The sequence below is a fragment of the Bacillus sp. TSO22 genome (genome assembly GCF_020223595.1).
GTDB lineage: Bacteria > Bacillota > Bacilli > Bacillales > Bacillaceae > Bacillus > Bacillus inaquosorum.
The window spans coordinates 20,252-37,215 of sequence record NZ_JAHAWO010000003.1 but is presented as its reverse complement, the minus strand read 5'-3'; the positions used below and the strand labels follow the sequence as shown (position 1 = coordinate 37,215).

General features: G+C 43.4%; 18 protein-coding genes and 2 tRNA genes. All 20 read left to right on the top strand.

From position 1 onward, the window contains the following. The first annotated feature begins 108 nt into the window (after positions 1–108). Positions 109–978 carry a 4-(cytidine 5'-diphospho)-2-C-methyl-D-erythritol kinase gene (gene ispE / locus KHQ79_RS04850; RefSeq protein ID WP_003242137.1) on the top strand — a complete coding sequence of 290 codons (870 nt, stop codon included), beginning with the start codon at positions 109–111 and terminating at the stop codon, positions 976–978. Positions 979–1,033: 55 nt separating this feature from the next. After that, positions 1,034–1,891: a pur operon repressor gene (purR, locus tag KHQ79_RS04845; RefSeq protein WP_003242134.1), complete on the top strand. Its 858-nt coding sequence runs from the start codon at positions 1,034–1,036 to the stop codon at positions 1,889–1,891. Beyond that, positions 1,888–2,265 (top strand): 2-iminobutanoate/2-iminopropanoate deaminase, encoded by a 378-nt coding sequence (gene ridA / locus KHQ79_RS04840; RefSeq protein ID WP_003226738.1) that lies wholly within the window; start codon positions 1,888–1,890, stop codon positions 2,263–2,265. Before purR ends, ridA begins: the two co-directional genes overlap by 4 nt. Before the next feature lie 195 nt (positions 2,266–2,460). Then, entirely contained in the window at positions 2,461–2,754 is a 294-nt protein-coding gene (gene spoVG / locus KHQ79_RS04835) for a septation regulator SpoVG (protein WP_003218346.1), read from the top strand. A 191-nt stretch (positions 2,755–2,945) separates the two neighbouring features. Then, the gene (glmU, locus tag KHQ79_RS04830) at positions 2,946–4,316 is read left to right on the top strand and encodes a bifunctional UDP-N-acetylglucosamine diphosphorylase/glucosamine-1-phosphate N-acetyltransferase GlmU (RefSeq protein WP_060397769.1); all 1,371 of its coding nucleotides are present in this window, start codon (positions 2,946–2,948) and stop codon (positions 4,314–4,316) included. A 22-nt stretch (positions 4,317–4,338) separates the two neighbouring features. Next, on the top strand, positions 4,339–5,292 hold the full coding sequence (locus KHQ79_RS04825; RefSeq protein ID WP_003218353.1) for a ribose-phosphate diphosphokinase: 954 nt from the start codon (positions 4,339–4,341) through the stop codon (positions 5,290–5,292). A gap of 83 nt (positions 5,293–5,375) precedes the next feature. Next, positions 5,376–5,993, top strand: coding sequence for a 50S ribosomal protein L25/general stress protein Ctc (locus tag KHQ79_RS04820; RefSeq protein ID WP_060397770.1), 618 nt, complete (start codon positions 5,376–5,378; stop codon positions 5,991–5,993). Positions 5,994–6,099: 106 nt separating this feature from the next. Next, the gene (pth, locus tag KHQ79_RS04815; protein ID WP_003242126.1) at positions 6,100–6,666 is read left to right on the top strand and encodes an aminoacyl-tRNA hydrolase; all 567 of its coding nucleotides are present in this window, start codon (positions 6,100–6,102) and stop codon (positions 6,664–6,666) included. A 59-nt stretch (positions 6,667–6,725) separates the two neighbouring features. Continuing rightward, complete coding sequence (gene fin, locus KHQ79_RS04810; protein WP_003242124.1) at positions 6,726–6,956, top strand: anti-sigma-F factor Fin; 231 nt, start codon at positions 6,726–6,728, stop codon at positions 6,954–6,956. Positions 6,957–7,025: 69 nt separating this feature from the next. Further along, positions 7,026–10,559 carry a transcription-repair coupling factor gene (mfd, locus tag KHQ79_RS04805; RefSeq protein ID WP_225514285.1) on the top strand — a complete coding sequence of 1,178 codons (3,534 nt, stop codon included), beginning with the start codon at positions 7,026–7,028 and terminating at the stop codon, positions 10,557–10,559. Between the two features lie 136 nt (positions 10,560–10,695). Further along, positions 10,696–11,232, top strand: coding sequence for a stage V sporulation protein T (gene spoVT, locus KHQ79_RS04800; RefSeq protein ID WP_003218365.1), 537 nt, complete (start codon positions 10,696–10,698; stop codon positions 11,230–11,232). Positions 11,233–11,415: 183 nt separating this feature from the next. Beyond that, positions 11,416–13,014 (top strand): putative polysaccharide biosynthesis protein, encoded by a 1,599-nt coding sequence (locus tag KHQ79_RS04795; RefSeq protein ID WP_225514284.1) that lies wholly within the window; start codon positions 11,416–11,418, stop codon positions 13,012–13,014. Beyond that, a complete protein-coding gene (gene yabN / locus KHQ79_RS04790; RefSeq protein WP_225514283.1) occupies positions 13,004–14,473 on the top strand; it encodes a bifunctional methyltransferase/pyrophosphohydrolase YabN in 1,470 nt (489 codons plus the stop codon). The genes KHQ79_RS04795 and yabN overlap by 11 nt, the downstream gene beginning before the upstream one ends. A gap of 2 nt (positions 14,474–14,475) precedes the next feature. Continuing rightward, positions 14,476–14,736, top strand: coding sequence for an RNA-binding S4 domain-containing protein (locus KHQ79_RS04785; protein WP_003226716.1), 261 nt, complete (start codon positions 14,476–14,478; stop codon positions 14,734–14,736). 78 nt (positions 14,737–14,814) lie between these two features. After that, on the top strand, positions 14,815–15,117 hold the full coding sequence (gene yabP, locus KHQ79_RS04780; RefSeq protein WP_003242114.1) for a sporulation protein YabP: 303 nt from the start codon (positions 14,815–14,817) through the stop codon (positions 15,115–15,117). Then, positions 15,114–15,749, top strand: a complete 636-nt coding sequence (yabQ, locus tag KHQ79_RS04775; RefSeq protein ID WP_003242112.1) for a spore cortex biosynthesis protein YabQ — start codon at positions 15,114–15,116, stop codon at positions 15,747–15,749. The genes yabP and yabQ overlap by 4 nt, the downstream gene beginning before the upstream one ends. A gap of 17 nt (positions 15,750–15,766) precedes the next feature. Then, positions 15,767–16,144: a cell division protein DivIC gene (gene divIC / locus KHQ79_RS04770; protein ID WP_003242110.1), complete on the top strand. Its 378-nt coding sequence runs from the start codon at positions 15,767–15,769 to the stop codon at positions 16,142–16,144. An 80-nt stretch (positions 16,145–16,224) separates the two neighbouring features. Then, on the top strand, positions 16,225–16,611 hold the full coding sequence (locus KHQ79_RS04765) for a S1 domain-containing RNA-binding protein (protein WP_003218379.1): 387 nt from the start codon (positions 16,225–16,227) through the stop codon (positions 16,609–16,611). 168 nt (positions 16,612–16,779) lie between these two features. After that, positions 16,780–16,856 (top strand) — tRNA-Met (locus KHQ79_RS04760). Positions 16,857–16,865: 9 nt separating this feature from the next. Further along, positions 16,866–16,937, top strand: a tRNA-Glu gene (locus KHQ79_RS04755). The last annotated feature ends 27 nt before the right edge of the window (positions 16,938–16,964 follow it).

The following is a 16,964-nucleotide window of genomic DNA, read 5'->3' as shown; positions in this document are numbered from 1 at the left end:
TGTTGGATATAAATACATAATGGGCCGCAATATGGATATGTTCATCCTGTACTTCAAATGTGATACAATGTTCATACTTATGTTTAGATGGAGAAGTAGGTGAAAGCTATGCGTATTTTAGAAAAAGCGCCAGCAAAGATCAATCTGTCACTTGACGTAACCCGAAAACGCCCGGATGGCTATCATGAAGTCGAAATGATCATGACGACGATTGATTTAGCGGATCGGATTGAATTGACGGAGCTGGCAGAGGATGAAGTGAGGGTTTCCTCCCACAACCGTTTTGTGCCTGATGACCAAAGAAACTTAGCTTATCAGGCTGCCAAGCTGATCAAGGACAGATACAACGTGAAAAAGGGAGTTTCCATCATGATTACGAAGGTGATTCCGGTGGCTGCCGGTCTTGCCGGCGGAAGCAGTGATGCGGCTGCGACGCTCAGAGGGCTGAACAAACTGTGGAATTTAAATCTTTCTGCAGAAACGCTTGCTGAGCTTGGAGCGGAAATTGGCTCCGACGTTTCATTTTGTGTCTATGGTGGGACTGCACTAGCAACAGGACGCGGCGAGAAAATTAAACACATCAGCACGCCTCCGCACTGCTGGGTCATTTTAGCAAAGCCGACAATCGGTGTTTCAACTGCTGAGGTGTACAGACAGCTGAAGTTGGATGATGTAGAACATCCGGATGTACAAGGCATGATTGAGGCTATAGAGGAAAAGAGTTTTCAAAAGATGTGCAGCCGTTTAGGCAATGTGCTTGAATCTGTTACGCTTGATATGCATCCTGAAGTCGCGATGATCAAAAACCAGATGAAACGCTTTGGCGCAGATGCCGTGTTAATGAGCGGGAGCGGCCCGACTGTGTTTGGGCTGGTTCAGTATGAGTCGAAGGTGCAAAGAATTTATAACGGGTTAAGAGGCTTCTGCGATCAAGTTTATGCGGTAAGAATGATCGGCGAACAGAACGCTCTTGATTAAATCCGTATGTTAAGTTATATTGATCTTAAAATATTCGGATTTTGGGGGTAAGTTCATGAAGTTTCGTCGCAGCGGCAGATTGGTGGACTTAACAAATTACTTGTTAACCCATCCGCACGAGTTAATACCGCTAACCTTTTTTTCTGAGCGGTATGAATCTGCAAAATCATCGATCAGTGAAGATTTAACGATTATTAAGCAAACCTTTGAGCAGCAGGGGATCGGTACTTTACTTACTGTTCCCGGAGCTGCCGGAGGCGTCAAATATATTCCGAAAATGAAGCAGGCTGAAGCTGAAGAGTTTGTGCAGACACTTGGACAGTCGCTGGCAAATCCTGAGCGTATCCTTCCGGGCGGTTATGTATATTTAACGGATATCTTAGGAAAGCCATCTGTACTCTCCAAGGTGGGGAAGCTGTTTGCTTCTGTGTTTGCAGACCGCGAAATTGATGTAGTCATGACCGTTGCCACGAAAGGCATCCCTTTGGCGTACGCAGCTGCGAGCTATCTGAATGTCCCTGTCGTCATCGTTCGCAAAGACAACAAGGTAACAGAAGGCTCCACAGTCAGCATTAATTACGTCTCAGGTTCCTCAAACCGCATTCAAACAATGTCACTAGCGAAAAGAAGCATGAAAACAGGTTCAAACGTACTCATTATTGATGACTTTATGAAAGCAGGCGGCACAATTAATGGTATGATTAACCTGTTGGATGAGTTTAACGCAAATGTGGCGGGGATCGGCGTCTTGGTTGAAGCCGAAGGAGTAGATGAGCGTCTTGTTGATGAATATATGTCACTTCTTACTCTTTCAACCATCAACATGAAAGAGAAGTCCATTGAAATTCAGAATGGCAATTTTCTGCGTTTTTTTAAAGACAATCTTTTAAAGAATGGAGAGACAGAATCATGACAAAAGCAGTCCATACAAAACATGCCCCAGCGGCAATCGGACCTTATTCGCAAGGGATTATCGTAAATAATATGTTTTACAGCTCAGGCCAAATTCCTTTAACTCCTTCAGGCGAAATGGTGAACGGTGATATTAAGGAGCAGACTCATCAAGTATTCAGCAACTTAAAAGCGGTGCTGGAAGAAGCAGGTGCTTCTTTTGAAACAGTTGTAAAAGCAACTGTATTTATCGCGGACATGGAACAGTTTGCGGAAGTAAACGAAGTGTACGGACAATATTTTGACACACATAAACCGGCGAGATCCTGTGTTGAAGTCGCGAGACTCCCGAAGGACGCGCTGGTCGAGATCGAAGTTATTGCATTGGTAAAATAATAAGAAAAAGTGATTCTGGGTGAGCTCGGAATCACTTTTTTATTTACCTTATGCCCGAAATAAAAGCGTTATGACCTAATTGTGTAACTATATCCTATTTTTTCAAAAAATATTTTAAAAACGAGCAGGATTTCGGAAAAAACCGTGGAATTGATACACTAATGCTTTTATATAGGGAAAAGGTGGTGAACTACTGTGGAAGTTACTGACGTAAGATTACGCCGCGTGAATACCGATGGTCGCATGAGAGCGATTGCATCCATCACGCTGGATCACGAATTTGTTGTACATGATATTCGTGTGATTGATGGAAACAATGGTCTTTTCGTTGCGATGCCGAGTAAACGCACCCCTGATGGAGAGTTCCGCGATATTGCTCATCCAATTAATTCAAGCACGCGAGGAAAGATTCAAGATGCCGTGTTAAATGAGTATCATCGTCTGGGTGACACTGAAGCATTAGAATTCGAAGAAGCTGGAGCTTCTTAAAAAATAACCAAAAGCAAGGACTGCTGAAAGGGCTGACAAAAGCCTTTTGCCGGCAGTCCTTTTTTAATTCTGATTTTTCAAACTTAATTGCACTCAATAGAAAATTCTTGCACTTCATGAAGTCTCCTTGAAATCAGAAGATATTTAGGATATATTTTTCTATGGATAAAAGGGATATTGGAGGCCAATAAATGGATAAGCGGTTTGCAGTTGTTTTAGCGGCTGGACAAGGAACGAGAATGAAATCGAAGCTTTATAAAGTCCTTCATCCAGTTTGCGGTAAGCCTATGGTAGAGCACGTCGTGGACGAAGCCTTAAAGTTATCTTTATCAAAGCTCGTCACGATTGTCGGACATGGTGCGGAAGAAGTGAAAAAGCAGCTTAGTGATAAAAGCGAGTACGCGCTTCAAGCAGAACAGCTTGGCACTGCTCATGCGGTAAAACAGGCACAGCCATTTCTTGCTGACGAAAAAGGCGTCACGATTGTCATTTGCGGAGATACGCCGCTTTTAACAGCAGAGACAATGGAACAGATGCTGAAAGAACATACACAAAGAGAAGCGAAAGCTACGATTTTAACTGCGGTTGCAGAAGATCCAACCGGATACGGCCGTATTATTCGCGGCGAAAACGGAGCGGTTCAAAAAATCGTTGAGCATAAGGACGCCTCTGAAGAGGAACGTCTTGTGACTGAGATCAATACCGGCACGTATTGTTTTGATAATGAAGCACTATTCCGGGCCATTGATCAGGTGTCTAATGATAATGCTCAAGGCGAGTATTATTTGCCGGATGTCATAGAGATTCTTAAAAACGAAGGCGAAACTGTTGCCGCTTACCAGACTGGTAATTTCCAAGAAACGCTCGGAGTTAATGATAGAGTTGCTCTTTCTCAGGCAGAACAATTTATGAAAGAGCGTATTAATAAAAGGCATATGCAAAATGGCGTAACGCTGATTGACCCGATGAACACGTATATTTCTCCTGACGCTGTCATCGGAAGCGATACTGTGATTTATCCTGGAACTGTGATTAAAGGTGAGGTGCAAATCGGAGAAGATACGATTATCGGCCCTCATACAGAGATTATGAATAGTTCAATTGGCAGCCGTACGGTCATTAAACAATCGGTAGTCAATCACAGTAAAGTGGGGAATGATGTAAACATAGGACCTTTTGCTCACATCAGACCTGATTCTGTCATCGGGAATGAAGTGAAGATCGGGAATTTTGTTGAAATCAAAAAGACTCAATTCGGAGACCGAAGCAAGGCTTCTCATTTAAGCTATGTCGGTGATGCTGAGGTAGGCACAGATGTAAACTTGGGCTGCGGTTCAATAACTGTCAATTATGATGGAAAGAATAAATATTTGACGAAAATTGAAGACGGCGCGTTTATCGGCTGCAACTCCAACTTGGTTGCCCCTGTCACAGTCGGAGAAGGCGCTTATGTAGCGGCAGGTTCAACTGTTACGGAAGATGTACCTGGAAAAGCGCTTGCTATTGCCAGAGCGAGACAAGTAAATAAAGACGATTATGTGAAAAATATTCATAAAAAATAATCCTAAATTCGGAGGTTTATCCATGTCTAATCAATACGGAGATAAGAATTTAAAGATTTTTTCTTTGAATTCGAATCCAGAGCTTGCAAAAGAAATCGCAGATATAGTTGGAGTTCAATTAGGGAAATGTTCTGTCACAAGATTTAGTGACGGGGAAGTCCAAATTAATATCGAAGAAAGTATTCGCGGATGTGACTGTTATATCATCCAGTCTACAAGTGACCCCGTTAACGAGCATATTATGGAACTGCTGATTATGGTAGATGCGTTAAAACGCGCTTCTGCAAAAACGATTAACATTGTTATTCCTTATTACGGTTATGCGCGTCAAGACAGAAAAGCAAGATCCCGTGAGCCAATCACAGCAAAACTTTTCGCTAACCTGCTTGAAACAGCCGGTGCGACTCGTGTGATTGCACTTGACCTGCATGCGCCGCAAATTCAAGGATTCTTTGATATACCGATTGACCACTTAATGGGTGTTCCGATTTTAGGAGAATATTTTGAAGGCAAAAACCTTGAAGATATCGTCATTGTTTCACCAGACCACGGCGGTGTGACACGCGCCCGCAAACTGGCTGACCGACTAAAAGCGCCGATTGCGATTATCGATAAACGCCGTCCGCGTCCAAACGTGGCGGAAGTCATGAATATTGTTGGTAATATCGAAGGGAAGACCGCTATTCTTATCGATGACATTATTGATACTGCAGGTACCATTACACTTGCTGCTAATGCGCTCGTTGAAAACGGGGCGAAAGAAGTATATGCATGCTGTACACACCCTGTACTATCAGGTCCTGCTGTTGAACGGATTAATAATTCAACAATTAAAGAGCTTGTTGTGACAAACAGCATCAAGCTTCCTGAAGAAAAGAAAATTGAACGGTTCAAGCAGCTTTCAGTCGGACCGCTTCTGGCTGAAGCGATTATTCGCGTTCATGAGCAGCAATCAGTCAGCTATCTGTTCAGCTAAACCGATATTTGAGGTTTAAATCCTTATCGTTATGGGTATTGTTTGTAATAGGACAATAAAACGATAATAGGATGGTGCTGAATATGGCAACTTTAACGGCAAAAGAAAGAACGGACTTTACTCGTTCGTCTCTTCGGAATATCCGTACTTCAGGACATGTTCCAGGTATCATATATGGGAAAGACACGGGAAACAAACCTGTATCATTAGACAGTGTGGAGCTGATCAAAACGCTGAGGGACGAAGGTAAAAATACAGTCATCACGCTTGACGTCAGCGGAGAAAAACATTCTGTCATGGTAACAGACCTGCAAACGGACCCGCTGAAAAATGAAATCACTCATGCTGACTTTCAAGTGGTCAATATGAGTGAAGACATTGAGGTGGAAGTTCCGATTCATCTGACCGGAGAAGCCATTGGAGTGAAAAACGGAGGCGTATTGCAGCAGCCGCTGTATGCACTTACTGTAAAGGCTAAACCAAAGGCCATTCCGCAAACGATTGAGGCTGATATTTCAAAACTCGATGTAAATGAAGTACTGACTATTGCGGATTTGCCTGCTGGCGGTGACTACTCCTTTAATCATGAATCAGATGAGGTCGTAGCTTCTATCCTTCCTCCGCAGCAGCAGGAAGCAGCTGAGATAGATGAAGAGGAATCTGCCGATGCTCAGCCTGAAGGTGAAAACAAAGAACAATAATAGCTTAAGGCGTAACCCTCCCGAGGTTACGTCTTTTGTGCTAGAATGAGAAGAATTATAGACCGCTATGCAGGCGGGAGTTTATGTGACTAAGGGAGGATTCGCCATGCTTGTAATTGCCGGTCTCGGAAACCCCGGGAAGAACTATGAAAATACACGGCATAATGTCGGATTTATGGTGATAGATCAGCTTGCGAAGGAATGGAATATTGAGCTGAATCAAAATAAATTTAACGGATTATACGGAACCGGATTTGTTTCCGGCAAAAAGGTTCTACTTGTTAAACCGCTTACATATATGAATTTATCAGGAGAATGTTTGCGGCCTTTAATGGACTATTATGATGTCGATAATGAAGATTTGACAGTCATTTACGACGATCTTGATCTTCCGACTGGCAAGATCCGTTTAAGAACGAAAGGAAGCGCTGGAGGGCACAATGGCATCAAATCACTGATTCAACATCTTGGAACATCCGAGTTTGACCGCATACGCATCGGAATCGGCCGGCCTGTAAACGGCATGAAGGTCGTTGATTATGTGTTGGGCTCCTTCACCAAGGAGGAGGCACCTGAGATTGACGGAGCGGTCGATAAATCTGTGAAGGCTTGTGAAGCTTCTCTGAGCAAACCGTTTTTAGAAGTCATGAACGAATTTAACGCAAAGGTATAAAATGAATCAACAAAGTCCATACTACACCAAAATGACTTTTTCATCAGGAGGTCCCTTGTATGGCTTTGCATTATTATTGTCGTCATTGCGGAGTGAAAGTAGGCAGTCTTGAATCTTCCATGGTATCGACTGACTCACTTGGATTTCAGCACTTAACAAACGAGGAAAGAAACGATATGATTTCTTATAAAGATAATGGAGATGTCCATGTTTCGACGATATGTGAAGATTGCCAAGAGGCGCTTGACCGAAATCCGCATTACCACGAACATCACACATTTATTCAATAAAAAGCTTTGGTGTAGACACTAGACCAAAGCGTTTTTCTGTTCTCACAGGAAACAGAGAGGAGGGGCCATATGGACAACATTCAAACCTTTATAAAAGAAAGCGATGACTTTAAATCCATCATCAACGGTTTACACGAGGGGCTGAAGGAACAGTTGCTCGCGGGTCTGTCGGGTTCCGCGCGTTCTGTTTTTACTTCTGCCCTGGCTAATGAAACGAATAAGCCTATCTTTCTAATCACCCATAACTTATATCAAGCCCAGAAAGTAACGGATGATCTGACTGCACTTCTAGAGGATCGGTCTGTCCTTTTGTACCCCGTCAATGAACTTATTTCATCAGAAATCGCAGTCGCAAGCCCTGAATTGCGGGCGCAGCGATTAGATGTCATTAATAGATTAACGAATGGAGAAGCGCCAATTGTCGTTGCTCCTGTAGCTGCAATCAGAAGAATGCTGCCGCCTGTAGAGGTGTGGAAAAACAGCCAAATGCTCATTCAAGTGGGCCATGATATCGAACCTGATCAGCTTGCATCACGGCTGGTAGAGGTAGGATATGAGCGGTCTGATATGGTTTCTGCACCCGGGGAATTCAGTATTCGCGGAGGAATCATTGACATTTACCCGCTGACTTCAGAGCATCCGGTGAGAATTGAACTTTTTGACACCGAAGTTGATTCAATCCGCAGCTTTAACTCAGATGATCAGCGGTCAATTGAGACGCTTACCTCGATCAATATCGGTCCTGCGAAGGAATTGATTATCAGACCTGAAGAAAAAGCGCGGGCGATGGAAAAAATGGATGAAGGTCTTGCCGCAAGCCTGAAAAAATTAAAGCTCGACAAGCAAAAAGAAATCCTTCACACGAATATTTCTCACGACAAAGAACGCTTGTCTGAAGGCCAGACAGATCAGGAGCTGGTGAAGTATCTCTCATATTTCTATGAAAAGCCTGCTAGTTTACTAGATTATACACCTGATAATACACTTCTGATTTTGGATGAAGTCAGCCGGATTCATGAGATGGAAGAACAGCTTCAAAAAGAAGAAGCGGAGTTCATAACAAACCTTCTTGAGGAAGGGAAGATTTTGCATGACATCAGTTTGTCATTCAGCTTCCAAAAAATAGTGGCTGAGCAAAAACGCCCTCTGCTGTACTATTCTTTATTTTTGCGGCATGTACACCACACGAGTCCGCAAAATATCGTCAATGTGTCAAGCAGACAAATGCAGAGTTTCCATGGCCAAATGAATGTGCTGGCGGGTGAAATGGAACGCTTTAAAAAATCCAACTTCACCGTTGTATTCTTAGGAGCCAACAAGGAACGTACACAGAGATTATCTTCTGTTCTCGCTGATTATGAAATCGAAGCCGCCATGACAGACAGCAAAAAAGCTCTTGCTCAGGGACAGGTCTATATCATGGAAGGCGAGCTCCAATCGGGATTTGAGCTGCCGTTAATGAAGCTTGCCGTTATTACGGAAGAAGAACTGTTCAAAAACCGTGTGAAAAAGAAGCCTCGAAAACAGAAGCTTACAAATGCAGAGCGCATTAAAAGCTATTCCGAGCTTCAAATCGGTGATTATGTCGTTCATATTAATCACGGGATCGGAAAGTATTTAGGAATTGAAACCCTTGAAATCAATGGGATACACAAAGACTATTTAAACATCCATTATCAGGGAAGCGACAAGCTTTATGTCCCTGTAGAACAAATTGACCAGGTGCAAAAATATGTCGGCTCCGAAGGAAAAGAGCCGAAGCTGTATAAATTAGGCGGAAGCGAATGGAAACGGGTCAAGAAAAAAGTAGAGACATCCGTTCAGGATATTGCTGATGATTTAATTAAGCTGTATGCCGAAAGGGAAGCGAGCAAGGGCTATGCGTTTTCTCCTGACCATGAAATGCAGCGTGAATTTGAATCGGCGTTCCCTTATCAAGAAACCGAGGATCAGCTCCGTTCCATTCACGAAATCAAAAAGGACATGGAAAGAGAACGTCCGATGGACCGCTTGCTATGCGGAGATGTAGGCTACGGTAAAACAGAGGTTGCCATACGTGCCGCGTTTAAGGCGATCGGTGACGGAAAGCAGGTAGCTCTGCTCGTTCCGACAACAATTTTGGCACAGCAGCACTATGAAACCATTAAAGAGCGCTTTCAGGACTATCCGATTAATATCGGCCTGCTCAGCAGATTCAGAACGAGAAAAGAAGCGAACGAAACAATCAAAGGATTGAAAAACGGGACTGTTGATATCGTTATCGGGACGCACCGGCTGCTGTCAAAAGATGTCGTGTATAAAGACTTAGGACTCCTCATCATTGATGAAGAGCAGCGTTTCGGTGTAACCCATAAAGAAAAGATCAAACAGATCAAAGCCAATGTTGATGTATTAACTTTAACAGCGACGCCGATTCCGCGTACGCTGCATATGTCTATGCTTGGCGTAAGGGACCTTTCAGTCATCGAGACTCCGCCGGAAAACCGATTCCCCGTACAGACGTATGTTGTGGAATACAACGGCGCCCTTGTCAGAGAGGCGATTGAACGTGAGCTTGCACGCGGAGGCCAGGTCTATTTCTTGTACAACCGGGTAGAGGATATCGAGCGGAAGGCGGATGAGATCTCAATGCTTGTCCCTGACGCAAAGGTAGCGTATGCGCACGGGAAAATGACAGAAAACGAATTAGAAACCGTTATGCTAAGTTTCCTTGAAGGAGAATCAGACGTTCTCGTCAGCACAACCATTATTGAAACAGGCGTAGACATTCCGAACGTCAATACGCTGATCGTATTTGATGCCGACAAGATGGGTCTTTCTCAGCTTTATCAGCTGCGGGGACGCGTCGGCCGGTCTAATCGTGTGGCGTATGCGTACTTCACGTACCGCAGGGATAAAGTGCTGACAGAAGTGGCTGAAAAAAGGCTGCAGGCCATTAAAGAATTCACAGAGCTTGGTTCTGGTTTTAAAATCGCAATGCGTGACTTAACGATTCGCGGAGCCGGGAATCTTCTTGGCGCCCAGCAGCATGGCTTCATCGATTCGGTCGGATTTGACCTCTATTCACAAATGCTAAAGGAGGCCATTGAAGAGCGTAAAGGAGACACAGCGAAGACGGAGCAGTTTGAAACAGAAATTGATGTTGAGCTTGATGCATATATTCCGGAAACATATATTCAAGACGGCAAACAGAAAATTGATATGTATAAACGCTTCAGGTCTGTGGCTACAATCGAAGAGAAGAATGAACTTCAAGACGAAATGATCGACCGGTTTGGAAACTATCCAAAAGAAGTCGAATACTTGTTTACTGTTGCAGAAATGAAGGTTTATGCGAAGCATGAACGTGTTGAGCTGATTAAGCAGGATAAAGATGCTGTCAGATTGACAATTTCAGAAGAAGCAAGTGCTGAAATTGACGGCCAGAAGCTGTTTGAGCTAGGCAATAAATATGGCAGGCAAATCGGACTGGGAATGGAAGGCAAAAAACTCAAAATCTCCATACAGACGAAAGGCCGAAGTGCCGATGAATGGCTCGAAACCGTGCTGGGCATGCTGAAGGGCTTAAAAGATGTGAAAAAGCAAACCATTTCATCAACGTAAATTTTGTTACTCTCTGGTGTATATTACATTTGATGTTACGGATACTAATTTCAAGCGAGGCGGAAGGTACATAAAGTGACTTGCTTTAGGTCTTTCCCACATGTATATACCATCAAATGAAAGAGAGGCACCAGAGATGAAAGCAACCGGTATCGTACGTCGTATTGATGACTTAGGACGGGTCGTGATTCCTAAAGAAATTCGCAGAACTCTAAGAATCAGGGAAGGCGATCCGCTTGAGATTTTTGTAGATCGTGACGGAGAAGTGATTTTGAAAAAGTACTCTCCGATCAGTGAGCTTGGAGACTTTGCAAAGGAGTATGCAGACGCGCTTTATGACAGTCTCGGGCATTCAGTGCTTATTTGTGACCGTGACGTATATATTGCCGTGTCTGGCAGCTCAAAAAAAGACTACTTAAACAAGTCGATCAGCGAAATGCTGGAAAGAACAATGGATCAGCGCAGTTCCGTGCTTGAGAGTGATGCGAAATCAGTACAGCTTGTGAATGGCATAGATGAGGACATGAATTCTTATACTGTCGGCCCGATTGTGGCGAATGGCGATCCGATAGGCGCCGTGGTTATCTTTTCAAAGGATCAGACAATGGGCGAAGTAGAGCATAAAGCCGTTGAGACAGCAGCTGGATTTTTGGCGCGTCAAATGGAACAGTAGGTCTTATTCCTTTTATCGAAAATAGGTATGAAAAGAACAGCTCTCCATGGGATGCTGTTCTTTTTTTCATGCATGCCCAAAAAGGATTCCAAGGGTTGGGATGTGGTATAATAACCTCGTTTTTATTTGTGCCGCGGTAATACGTGAACCGTATTGCCCCTGACGTTGGGAAGGAGCTTTTGGATGGACGATTCAATAGGCGTCAAACGGCATTGGATTTGGCAGGGGGCATTTGTTTTAATTCTGGCAGGCGTTATCTCAAAAATATTAAGCGCCGTGTACAGAGTCCCGTTTCAAAACATTGTCGGCGATGTTGGATTTTATATATATCAGCAGGTTTATCCCTTTCTTGGTATTGCGGTCATGCTGTCAACATCAGGATTTCCGGTCATTATTTCGAAACTGATGAATGATTACAGTGAAAAAAGCCATCACACCATATTAAAAATGTCAGCGTTGTTTTTGTCTTTCATTGGTGTTTTATTATTTCTGTGCTTATATATGGGTGCTGTTCCAATCGCACTTTTTATGGGAGACTCACATCTCGCCGTGTTAATTCAAGTCACTGCGTTTGCATTTCTGCTGTTCCCGTTTGTCGCGTTGCTTAGAGGCGGGTTTCAAGGGCGGTACGATATGCTCCCGTCAGCCTTATCGCAGATGACAGAGCAATTTCTGCGGGTTGCGGTGCTCTTGGGATTATCATTTTGGCTCGTCAAAAAGGGAGCCTCGCTTTATACTGCGGGAGCGGCAGCTGCTTCCGGGTCTCTTGCCGGGAGTTTCATTGCGTTGATGATACTTGGATTTTTTTGGTTTAAAGTGAAAAGAGACAAACAAACGGAAACGCAAAATGAAAATGTCATAACAACAAAAGAACTAATGAAAAAACTGCTTTTATATTCGGTTACAATTTGTGTAAGCAGTTTGCTGCTTTTGTTTATCCAGCTTGTCGATGCTTTGAATTTATATTCTTTGCTTTCAGACGGTGAGGCGAGCGAAGAAGCGAAACGCCTAAAGGGGATTTATGATCGGGGACAGCCCTTGCTGCAGCTTGGTTCAGTTTTCGCAGTGAGCATTGCGACGTCACTCGTTCCGTATATTTCTAAGGCCGTAAAGAACAAAGAGCTGAAGATCATGAAAGAAAAAGTCACGTCTTCTTTAAAACTATGTCTTGTATTGGGTACAGGCGCGTCGGCTGGATTAATTTGCATTCTTGAGCCGGTCAATATCATGCTGTTTCAAAATGGTGAAGGGACAGCTGCATTACAGATATTTAGCTGCTCCATTTTGTTTGCATCTCTGGCAGTCACGGCAGCCGCAGTTTTGCAGGGGGCGGGATACACAGTTTTTCCTGCGATAGCGGTGGGCGCAGGTGTTGCAGTGAAATGGGTGTTAAACACCCTTTTGGTACCGCGCTATGGGATTGAAGGTGCATCACTTGCAACAGCGGCTTCCTTTGCTGCTGTCGCCGGGCTTAACTTGTATCAGCTTCGGCAAAAGGAATGGCTCGATAAGCTAAGAGCCGTTATGATTCCGATTATTGGATGTGCCCTTTTGATGTCGGCTGTCTTGCTTGCGTATATGCGTCTCTGGACTTTCTTGTATCCTGCAGCAGGAAGAGGAGCGGCTGCGATTGAAAGTCTTTCTGCTGTCGCCATTGGTGGCGCGGTGTTTATTTATTGTATGATGAAATTGGGAATATTTACAGATGAAGAGCTGAACAGTGTGCCTTTTGGCAGCAAGTTAAGCAAAATCATGAGAAGGAGAGAACAAAATGGCGGGTAATATTACAGTCGTCGGACTTGGTGCCGGAGACATGGACCAATTGACAATTGGTATACATAAGTTGCTGACAAAAGCTGATACGCTGTATGTCAGAACCAAGGATCATCCCTTAATTCAGGAGCTTGAAAAAGAAACGAAGAACATCCGTTTTTTTGATGATATATATGAGAAACATGACCAGTTCGATGAGGTATATGAAGAAATTGCAAATATCCTCTTTGAAGAGGCACAGCGCGAGGACGTGGTTTATGCTGTACCGGGACACCCTTTTGTCGCGGAAAAAACAGTACAGCTGCTGACGGAGCGGCAGAAAGAGAAAAACGTCCAAGTAAAAGTCGCGGGAGGACAAAGTTTTCTTGATGCCACATTCAATGCCTTGCAAATCGACCCGATTGAAGGCTTTCAATTTGTGGATGCCGGCACATTGTCCGCGGATGAGCTTGAGCTCAGACACCACCTGATCATATGTCAGGTTTACGACCAAATGACGGCTTCTGAAGTCAAGCTGACATTGATGGAGAAGCTGCCTGATGATTATGAGGTTGTGATCGTGACAGCGGCTGGAAGCCGTGACGAGGAGATCCGGACAGTGCCTTTATTCGAGCTGGACCGCAATGTCGCCTTGAATAACTTAACAAGTGTGTATATTCCGCCGATTAAAGAAGAGAAGCTGCTTTATCACGAATTCTCCGCGTTCCGAAGCATCATCAGAGAGCTTCGCGGGCCTAATGGATGTCCGTGGGATAAAAAGCAGACGCATCAGTCATTAAAACAGTACATGATTGAAGAGTGTTATGAACTTCTTGAAGCAATTGACGAAGAAGACACAGACCATATGATCGAAGAGCTTGGCGACGTTTTGCTTCAGGTCTTACTCCACGCGCAAATTGGCGAAGATGAAGGTTATTTCACAATTGATGATGTCATAAAAGGTATCAGTGAAAAAATGGTCCGAAGACATCCCCATGTGTTTAAAGATGTTAAGGTTCAGGATGAAAACGATGTTTTGGCAAATTGGGAAGACATAAAAAAAGCCGAAAAAAATACATCCGAAGCATCCTTATTAGACAGCGTGCCGAAAACCCTTCCAGCTCTTTCAAAAGCTGCTAAACTGCAGAAAAAAGCAGCGAAGGTCGGTTTTGACTGGGAAGACGTCAGCGATATTTGGGAAAAAGTAAGCGAGGAAATGAAGGAATTTTCTTCTGAGGTTTCTGAAGATCCTCATGAACACAATCTCAAGGCTGAGTTTGGCGACATTTTGTTCGCACTTGTGAATGTAGCCCGCTTCTACAAGATAGAACCGGAGGAAGCGCTGGCCATGACCAATGACAAATTCCGGAGACGGTTCTCGCATATTGAGAAAACAGCAAAGGAAAAGGGAATCAAGCTGGCTGATATGTCTCTTGAGGACATGGACAAACTGTGGAATGAAGCAAAAGAAACTGAGAGGAGATCATAAATATGAGATTAGATAAATTTTTGAAAGTATCACGGCTGATTAAACGACGTACACTAGCAAAGGAAGTAGCTGACCAGGGACGCATCTCTATTAACGGAAACCAGGCTAAAGCAAGCTCTGACGTAAAACCGGGGGATGAACTAACGGTCCGCTTCGGCCAAAAGCTTGTAACGGTTCAAGTCAATGAGTTGAAAGACACGACGAAAAAAGAAGAAGCTGCAAACATGTATACGATCCTAAAGGAAGAAAAACTCGGCGAATAGGCTTGTTCTAAAAAAATCCCCCGCCTCATACAATGCAGTAATAATGCTAAAAGTATCGAGGATATGGGGGCTGAATAGATGAATTCATATTATGAGCAAAAAGGTTCTTCGTCTGTTCCGGAACAGCATGATGTGACAATGAAAGGCCGGAAGCATTTAGATATTTCTGGAGTTAAGCAAGTGGAGAGCTTTGATAATGAAGAATTCCTGCTGGAAACTGTGATGGGAATGCTCTCAGTCAGAGGCCAAAACCTGCAGATGAAAAATTTAGATGTGGAAAAAGGGATTGTTTCCATTAAAGGCAGGGTATTTGATTTAGTGTACTTAGACGAACAACAAGGGGATAAAGCTAAAGGGTTTTTTAGCAAGTTGTTTAAATGACGCTGACGACACAATTCTATACAATGCTGGCGATGTCCGGTATGGGCCTCTGGCTTGGGGCGTCGCTTGATACATACCGGCTCTTTGTCATTCGTGCCAAAACAGCCAGATGGCTATTATTTATTCATGATATTCTTTTCTGGATTGTGCAAGGGCTGCTTTTCTTTTATGTCTTGCTTCATGTAAATGAGGGAGAATTCAGGCTGTACATCTTTTTAGCGGTTCTGCTGGGCGTTGCGACGTATCAGAGCCTTTGCAAACGAATCTATATAAAAATACTGAAATTCGGCATTTACCTTGTTGTTTCTGTTTATCAATTCTTCAAAAAACTCGTTCAGCACGTGTTATTTCGTCCTATTGTGTGGACATGCGGAGCGATCATCTGGCTGGCGGCGTTTTTAGTAAAGAAAATATACCGCTTGATCGTTTTTCTCTTGTTGTGTCTATATAAAATAGCCATGGTTCTGTGTTTTCCGATCCGTTTTATCGCAAAACAATGTTTGAAACTTCTTCCTGAAAAGATGCGTCTAACTTTTAGACGTTATTTTGAAAAAGGTGCAGGATTTCTCAAAAAGAAGAAGAAACTATTGGTAACCATAAGAACGACCATTACACGTTTTTTGAAGAGATGAAAGGAGGACCGTCTGGTTTGAATTTTTCCAGAGAACGAACGATAACTGAAATACAAAACGACTATAAAGAACAAGTAGAGCGGCAGAATCAGCTGAAGAAAAGAAGACGCAAAGGGCTGTACAGACGGTTGACTGTATTTGGCGCCCTAGTATTCCTGACGGCAATTGTGCTGGCAAGCTCTGTATGGTCCCAAACATCTTCCCTTAGCGCAAAAGAAGAAAAGAAGGAACAGCTTGAAAAAGAACTGAAAAGTTTAAAGACAAAACAAGCAGATTTAAAAGAAGAAATATCCAAATTGAAGGATGAGGATTACGTCACAGAGCTTGCCAGAAGGGACTTATTCATGTCTGGAGACGGAGAAATTATCTTCAATGTGGAGAAGAAGAGCAAGTAGCCTTGTTGACACTTAAATTTTTATTTAGGTATAATTAAGCAAACGATCTTTTTATAAGCCTAAGGAGGAGCACTTTTTTTATGTCGATTGAAGTTGGCAGCAAGTTGCAAGGGAAAATAACAGGTATTACAAATTTTGGAGCATTTGTTGAATTGCCTGGAGGCTCAACCGGTCTCGTTCACATCAGTGAGGTAGCTGATAACTATGTCAAAGACATTAACGATCACTTAAAAGTCGGCGACCAAGTTGAAGTGAAAGTCATCAACGTTGAAAAAGACGGGAAAATTGGTTTATCTATTAAAAAAGCTAAAGACCGTCCGCAAGCCAGACCTAGAAATGATTTCCGTCCGAAAGAATCTTTTGAACAGAAAATGAATAAGTTTTTAAAAGACAGCGAAGATCGCTTGTCATCTTTAAAACGCAATACGGAATCAAAACGTGGAGGGCGCGGAGCAAGAAGAGGATAACTTGCTGCTTTCTATAAATAAATGAAGCATCCGTTCATCCCGACGGATGCTTTTTTTGTTATCCTCTTTCACTTTAAAAGTCAGAAAATTATAACATTAAAGTTTCTGTTGACGAAAAGGACAAACCTTTGTATTATATAACTTGTGCTTAGAAGCACCAAACAATATGGCGGTGTAGCTCAGCTGGCTAGAGCGTACGGTTCATACCCGTGAGGTCGGGGGTTCGATCCCCTCCGCCGCTACCATATTTGTTTGGCCCGTTGGTCAAGCGGTTAAGACACCGCCCTTTCACGGCGGTAACACGGGTTCGAATCCCGTACGGGTCATCCTAAAAAATCGGTTTCTCTTGCAGA

What these genes read in the sequence shown, in the direction of transcription:
- KHQ79_RS04795 (WP_225514284.1), top strand. Translation starts at nt 11,416, where the DNA reads ATGGACGATTCAATAGGCGTCAAACGGCATTGGATTTGGCAGGGGGCA.
- ridA (WP_003226738.1), top strand. Translation starts at nt 1,888, where the DNA reads ATGACAAAAGCAGTCCATACAAAACATGCCCCAGCGGCAATCGGACCT.
- spoVT (WP_003218365.1), top strand. Translation starts at nt 10,696, where the DNA reads ATGAAAGCAACCGGTATCGTACGTCGTATTGATGACTTAGGACGGGTC.
- KHQ79_RS04825 (WP_003218353.1), top strand. Translation starts at nt 4,339, where the DNA reads ATGTCTAATCAATACGGAGATAAGAATTTAAAGATTTTTTCTTTGAAT.
- fin (WP_003242124.1), top strand. Translation starts at nt 6,726, where the DNA reads ATGGCTTTGCATTATTATTGTCGTCATTGCGGAGTGAAAGTAGGCAGT.
- yabN (WP_225514283.1), top strand. Translation starts at nt 13,004, where the DNA reads ATGGCGGGTAATATTACAGTCGTCGGACTTGGTGCCGGAGACATGGAC.
- pth (WP_003242126.1), top strand. Translation starts at nt 6,100, where the DNA reads ATGCTTGTAATTGCCGGTCTCGGAAACCCCGGGAAGAACTATGAAAAT.
- yabQ (WP_003242112.1), top strand. Translation starts at nt 15,114, where the DNA reads ATGACGCTGACGACACAATTCTATACAATGCTGGCGATGTCCGGTATG.
- purR (WP_003242134.1), top strand. Translation starts at nt 1,034, where the DNA reads ATGAAGTTTCGTCGCAGCGGCAGATTGGTGGACTTAACAAATTACTTG.
- ispE (WP_003242137.1), top strand. Translation starts at nt 109, where the DNA reads ATGCGTATTTTAGAAAAAGCGCCAGCAAAGATCAATCTGTCACTTGAC.
- KHQ79_RS04785 (WP_003226716.1), top strand. Translation starts at nt 14,476, where the DNA reads ATGAGATTAGATAAATTTTTGAAAGTATCACGGCTGATTAAACGACGT.
- mfd (WP_225514285.1), top strand. Translation starts at nt 7,026, where the DNA reads ATGGACAACATTCAAACCTTTATAAAAGAAAGCGATGACTTTAAATCC.
- yabP (WP_003242114.1), top strand. Translation starts at nt 14,815, where the DNA reads ATGAATTCATATTATGAGCAAAAAGGTTCTTCGTCTGTTCCGGAACAG.
- glmU (WP_060397769.1), top strand. Translation starts at nt 2,946, where the DNA reads ATGGATAAGCGGTTTGCAGTTGTTTTAGCGGCTGGACAAGGAACGAGA.
- KHQ79_RS04820 (WP_060397770.1), top strand. Translation starts at nt 5,376, where the DNA reads ATGGCAACTTTAACGGCAAAAGAAAGAACGGACTTTACTCGTTCGTCT.
- KHQ79_RS04765 (WP_003218379.1), top strand. Translation starts at nt 16,225, where the DNA reads ATGTCGATTGAAGTTGGCAGCAAGTTGCAAGGGAAAATAACAGGTATT.